The organism is Propionicimonas sp. (assembly GCF_034927565.1).
In the GTDB taxonomy this organism is placed as follows: Bacteria; Actinomycetota; Actinomycetes; order Propionibacteriales; family Propionibacteriaceae; genus Propionicimonas.
The window spans coordinates 1-5,617 of record NZ_JAYFPT010000072.1; the positions used below are offsets into that span (position 1 = coordinate 1).

Here is a 5,617-nt window from a genome sequence, read left to right on the forward strand (position 1 = left end):
CGCGAGCAGGCCGCCCGGCAGCAGCAGGAGACCGCCGCCCGGGCCCGGGCCGAGCGGCATGCCCCAGCCGGACGGCAGCAGAAGTCCTGGCTGGAGAAGACTGTGCAGTCGGCAACCTTCCGCGACCAGGTGCTGCGCACCGGCGGCCAGATCCTGCGCGACGCGCTGGGCACCGCCCGGCGGCGCTGAGCCGGACTCCCGGACGGAGCCGGCCGCGGCGGCTGGCGCCGGGGTGAGGCTGTTCGGAGTGGCCGAGGGCAGCCTGGTCCGGCTGCGACCCGGTGGGGCACCCGCCACCAATGCTCGCGGGCCGGGACAGCGGCGACATCGGCCTCGCGGCTGCCCCCACCACCGTCGCTGCCCGCGGGCGGCCGGAGCAAGCTGGTGGGGCGCCTGCCGGTCTGGCATGGTGGAGCGATGGACGACAACCGTCCCGCCGCCCTGGCCGACCTCCACGAACTCGCACTGCTGATGCCGTTCACGACGGTGGTACACACTTCCAGCGGCCTGCCGGTCTACCAGGTTGGCGGCAAGTCCTTCGTGTTCTTCCGCACCCCGCGCAAGGACGCTTTCGACCCCGCTACCGGGGAGCGCTACGACGATGTTGTGGTGTTCTGGGTGGAGGGGGAGGCCACCAAGCAGGGGCTGGTGCAGGACCCCACCACGCCGTTCTTCACCACTCCGCACTTCGACGGCCACCCGTCGGTACTCCTGCGGCTGAGCCGGATCGGCGAACTCACCCGGGCCGAACTGGCCGAGGTCGTCGAGGACGCCTGGCTGGCCCAGGCCTCGCCCCGCCGGCGTGCTGACTGGCTGCGGGACCACCCCGCCGGGACCGCTGGCTGAGCCCACACCGGCCCGTCATCGACCCGGACCGCTGATCCAGCCCGGGGCCGCCAGCACCACCGTCCAGGTCGCGTCGACACCGTCGACCGCACCCCACCGATCCCGCTCCCCACCAAAACCGGGCGCTTGGAGCCGGGCGAGCGACCATCCGCACCCGCTTCCCCTCCACCGGATTCTGGCCGCACCGCAGGTCACCCACTGCCCTGCCTCACCACCTGCCGGGAACCTCGGGCCCGGGCGAGCGCTCATCCGAACCCGCCTCGGCGGTACGCCCCGGAACGTGGCGGCGCCACGGCCCGGCCGGACAACTACGGGAGCAACTCCTCCAGCGGGACGGCAGGATCGCCCAGCCGCCCGCGGTCGATCCCCGCCCGGGAACGGATCAGACCCTGCACGGCGTCCATGGTGTCCCAGGTGTTGACGTGCATCCCGGCCAGCACCCGGACGCCGCCGTCCCCGGGCACCACCCAGAACGCCAGGAAGGCCCCCGAAGCCGGATCGCCGCGCAACACCACCTCGGCCTCCGTCCCGGTCGGGACGTGGCCGGCGTACTCCAGGCCGGCGTCGTACTGGTCGGAGTAGAAGAACGGCAGCGGGTCGTAGCTGACCTCCACACCGGCCATCGACCGGCCCGCGGCGAACCCACCGTCCAGCGCGTTGGCCCAGTGCTCCACCCTCAGGTGGGTGCCCAGGAAGGTGCTCTGCCAGGCCGCCACGTCCCCGGCCGCCCACACCCCGGGCAGCGAGGTGCGCAGCGCTGCGTCGGTGAGGATGCCGTTGTCAACCGCCGCGCCGGCCGCCTCGGCCAGCGCAGTGTTGGGACGCACGCCCACCCCCGCGACCACGATCCGGGCGGGAATCAGCTCGCCGGCAGCGGTGGTGACCCCGGTCACCGCGGTCTCGCCCTCGATCCGGGCCACCCGTGTGTTGAGCCTGACGTCGACTCCGTGCGCTCGGTGCAGGTCGGTGAACCAGCAACCCACCTGCTCGCCCAGGACGGAATGCAGCGGCGCCGGTCCGGGAGCCACCATCGTGACCCGGGCCCCGTGGGAGCGTGCCGCGGCCGCGGCCTCCAGGCCGATCCAGCCCGCGCCGACCACCACCACGTCCCCGCCCGCCCGGAACTCCTCCCGCAGCGAGAGGGAGTCGTCGAGCGTCCGCAGGTAGTGGATGCCGGACAGGTCCGCGCCAGGGACGGCCAGCGTGCGCACCGAGGCGCCGGTGGCCAGCAGCAGCCGCTCCCACTCCTGTCGCTCGCCGCCGGCCAGCCAGGCGGTGCGGGCGGCGGCGTCGACGGACGTCACCGCGATCCCCTGCCGGACGGCGACGCCCTGCTCGGCATACCAGGAAGCGGGGTGCCGGAAGACGACGTCCGGCCCGTCCGACCCCAGCAGAATGCCTTTCGACAAGGGCGGACGTTCATAGGGCAGCCGATCCTCGGCGGTAACGACGGTGATCGGCCCGTCGGGGTCGACCTCCCGGATTCCCTCGACTGCCCGCGCGGCGGCCAACCCACCGCCGACGATCAGATAGCGCACACTCATGGCTCCACTGTGCAACGCCGCGAGCGCCACGTCGAGAGCGGCAGCCTCCCGAATCGGACGGGAGCCCTCGTGAACAGGGCTCCCGCGGCCGGCGCGAACTGCCCGGAAGTGGACGATGTCTCGCCGGAAGTGGACGCGCAGTCGTCCTGCACCCGGCTGGCGCGCCGATCAGCGCAGGGCGGCGATCAACCGGGCGTTGACCTGGTCGAACCGGTCGTCGGCCTCAGGAGTGAAGCCCAGCCGGGCGACCACCAGCTTCTCGGAGGGGACGACGAGCACCCACTGCCCGTCGTGACCACTGGCCCAGTAGGCGTCGGCCGGCAGGTCGGGGTGGACCAGCGAGCCGTCCGCAGCCTGGTTCGCCCACCAGCCCGAGGCGTAGCCCGGGTCCTCGGTCTGGACATCGACGGCCTTCACCGACTCGGCCATCCAGCCCTCGGGCAGCAGCCGGTTGCCGTTCCAGACGCCGTCGGCAAGCGCGAACTGGCCGACCGTCGCCCAGTCCCGGGGAGTGGCCCAGGCGTAGGAGCCGCAGACCGGGGTGCCCACGCCGTCCGGCTCCAGCACCATGGACGCCAGCCCGAGCGGGCCGAGGAGTTCCTGTCGCGGCCAGTCGGCGCCGCCGCGGCCGGGCGCCAGCACCGAACACAGCAGGTTGATGCTGCCGGTGGAGTACTGCTGATAGCTCCCGGGCTGGTGGGCCAGCGGTAGCGAGGCCACATAGCCGCCCATGTCGGGTTCGAGGTAGAGCATCCGGGTGATCGGCGTGCCGAGGTCGTAGGTCTCGTCCCAGCTCAGCCCGCTGGTCATCGTCAACAGGTCGCGGACCGTGACCGACGCCCGCTCGTCGGTCCATTCCGGACGCAGGTGGTCGTCGTCCAGGCTTACCTCTCCCCTGGCCACCAGGCGGCCGACCAGCAGGTTGGTCAGGCTCTTGGTCATCGACCAGCCCAACTGCGGCGTGGTCGCGCTGAAGCCGTCGGCATAGCGCTCCCCCACCAGCGCGCCGTCCTTGAGCACGACCACGCCGCGAGTGCCGAGCGCTGCCCGTCCGGCCGGATCGAGGTCGGCGCCGAAGGCGTAGTCAAGGACGGCCGCAACAGCCGCGCCGGGCGTGGGCTCAGGGGCGGAGGCATAGGGATTCGCGGCAGCGTCCACCGGGGTCGGTGCCGGCAACGCGGGCGCCTGCCCGGCCACGGTGCAGCCGTAGCCGGGGGTGAACCAGGCCCGCTGCCGGGCCAACAGGTCGAGGACGGCGCTACTGGCCCCGTCCTGACTGATGGAGGTGCGCAGCACCGGGACCAGCGGGTTGGACGGCAGGTCGGTCTCGGGATGGTCCCGCCCGGCGATCAGCGTGACCGCGCAGGCGTTGTGCGCGGCGTAGCCGGTACCGGTGAGCAGCAGTGGCCGCTGCCACCAGTAGACCCCGATGGCCGCCACCAGTACCAGTGCCAGGAACCCGCCGAGCACCCGCCAGACCACTCGCATCCCGGCAGCGTAGGGGACGATAGCCCGATTGGGTCAGCGGTGGGTGGGGAGGAGTCTTGCCGAGCCGCTGCCGAAAAAGGTCTCTCGGGCGCACCTCCACCGGGCCGGAACAGACCCAGCGCCAGGGCGGCTGGGCATGACACCGCACCAAAACCGGTTCCAGAACACCGGACGAGGGAAAATACCCCTCGGCACACGATCTGCAACCGGATCCGGCGCCGAGCACGCGGGCGGGATGGCGGCTACAGCGGCTGGCCGCCCACTGTCCCGACGATGCCGGCCCGGTATTCCGGTGCGGAGAACCGGGCAAGCTCGGCCTTGGCGGCCTCGACCCGGGCCGGCATGCCCAGCCGGGCCGAGGGCTCCTCGTTGCCGGGGGTGGCGACGAACTTCTCGATCGCCGCCAGGCCGGCAGCGGCCCGGGCGCTGGCGGCGGCGTGCTTGGCGTCCAGCCGCTCGCGGTACCAGTCGCTGGCCAGCACCGACTCCCGGGAGAACTGTGCCCGGAACTGCGGTGAGGTGAAGTCCCAGCCCTCGTCCGAGTGGCCGTGCGCCATGATCTCCAGCAGCGCCCGCAGCGGCGGAACCGCCAGCGAGATCGTGCCATCGTCGAAGTACGCCTGCGCCACCCGCTGATGGGTGGCCACCGTGACCTCCATGGAGTCGGCGAAGATCGCCGGATCCTGCAGTTCGGGCTTCAGCATCTGCTCGGTGAACACCACATGCGGATGCAGGAAGATCCGGCCGAAGTACTTGGTGGCGAACCGCTGGGTCATCCGGTAGCCCAGCCGGGAGGCCAGCACCTGCCGTCCCTGGTACTCGAAGTCCTCCAGCTTCTCCAGGCAGCCCTCGGCGAGCAGGTTCTTCGCCGAGCGCTCGTCCGGGGTCATCCGGCTGAACAGTTCCGGCACCAGCATGGAGATGTCGTGGTCCACCCGCACCTTCGGCCCGACGAAGCCCGCGCAGGACACCCAGCCGTCGTAGCCGGTGAGCGCATACGACAGGAACGCGGCGTTCAGGTCGATGATCGCCGGCATCGGGTTGAACGGTCCCTTGGTCAGCGCACCTTCCGACCCTGCCCCGGTGGTGGACGGCGACTTGCCGGTCATCGACGAGATGAACTCGGCGAACAACTCGGGCAGTTCGAAGTAGTGCAACGGGTTGAACGCGCACAGGGCCGGCACGCCCGGCTCCGGCGGGTTGTTCCGCCGCCCGGCGGCGACCACGTCCACCGGCAGCGGCAGCGGGGTGTCGGACGGCAACCGGCGCCACAGATGGTCGGCCAGGCCGGCGATGGCGGTCTCGCGCGGGTGGGAGTGGTCGGGCCGCACCTGCAGGTAGCGCGGGTTCTTGGACGGCTTGCCGTCCACCAGCCGCGGGTTCGCCGAACTGACCACATAGTCCGGGCCGTCGGTGGCATCCGCGAAGGACGACAGCAGGTTCGCCATCGGCTCGGTGAACAGGCTGAAGCCCACCGCCTCGTCCCGGATCGCGGCCGCCTCGGCGTGGCTGAGCGGCTGGAAGTTCGACAAGAAGGTGCCCGGGGTCGCGATGTCGCGCTCGGCCTGTTTGTCGTAGCCGCGGTGGATGGCGTCATCGGGGCGCTGGAACAGGAGGTTCTCGCAGTTCTCCACCAGCTTGTAGGAACGCTCCGGGTCAAGCCCGATCTGGTGGCCGGGGACCACCGTCGAGGCAGTGATGTCGTCCTCGGTCTGCACCTTCACCGCCGGGCTGAAGTC

The 5,617-nt window shown here is 71.7% G+C and carries 3 protein-coding genes and 2 pseudogenes; 2 read left to right on the forward strand and 3 right to left on the reverse strand.

From position 1 onward, the window contains the following. Together VB080_RS12535 and VB080_RS12540 are read left to right on the forward strand one after the other, a co-directional pair. A pseudogene (locus VB080_RS12535) lies at positions 1-189 on the forward strand (ATP-binding protein); the annotation flags it as partial. A 228-nt stretch (positions 190-417) separates the two neighbouring features. Continuing rightward, the gene (locus VB080_RS12540) at positions 418-846 is read left to right on the forward strand and encodes a hypothetical protein (RefSeq protein ID WP_323418794.1); all 429 of its coding nucleotides are present in this window, start codon (positions 418-420) and stop codon (positions 844-846) included. A 308-nt stretch (positions 847-1,154) separates the two neighbouring features. Here the strand turns inward: VB080_RS12540 and VB080_RS12545 are convergent, their stop codons facing one another. From VB080_RS12545 to VB080_RS12555, 3 genes and pseudogenes are all read right to left on the reverse strand, one after another. After that, positions 1,155-2,390 carry an FAD/NAD(P)-binding oxidoreductase gene (locus VB080_RS12545; RefSeq protein ID WP_323418795.1) on the reverse strand — a complete coding sequence of 412 codons (1,236 nt, stop codon included), beginning with the start codon at positions 2,388-2,390 and terminating at the stop codon, positions 1,155-1,157. Between the two features lie 168 nt (positions 2,391-2,558). Then, positions 2,559-3,878: a serine hydrolase gene (locus VB080_RS12550; RefSeq protein WP_323418796.1), complete on the reverse strand. Its 1,320-nt coding sequence runs from the start codon at positions 3,876-3,878 to the stop codon at positions 2,559-2,561. A gap of 242 nt (positions 3,879-4,120) precedes the next feature. After that, positions 4,121-5,617: pseudogene (locus VB080_RS12555) on the reverse strand (hypothetical protein); the annotation flags it as partial.

Coding starts and splice junctions, on each gene's coding strand:
- VB080_RS12545 (WP_323418795.1), bottom strand. CDS start 2,390: ATGAGTGTGCGCTATCTGATCGTCGGCGGTGGGTTGGCCGCCGCGCGG.
- VB080_RS12550 (WP_323418796.1), bottom strand. CDS start 3,878: ATGCGAGTGGTCTGGCGGGTGCTCGGCGGGTTCCTGGCACTGGTACTG.
- VB080_RS12540 (WP_323418794.1), top strand. CDS start 418: ATGGACGACAACCGTCCCGCCGCCCTGGCCGACCTCCACGAACTCGCA.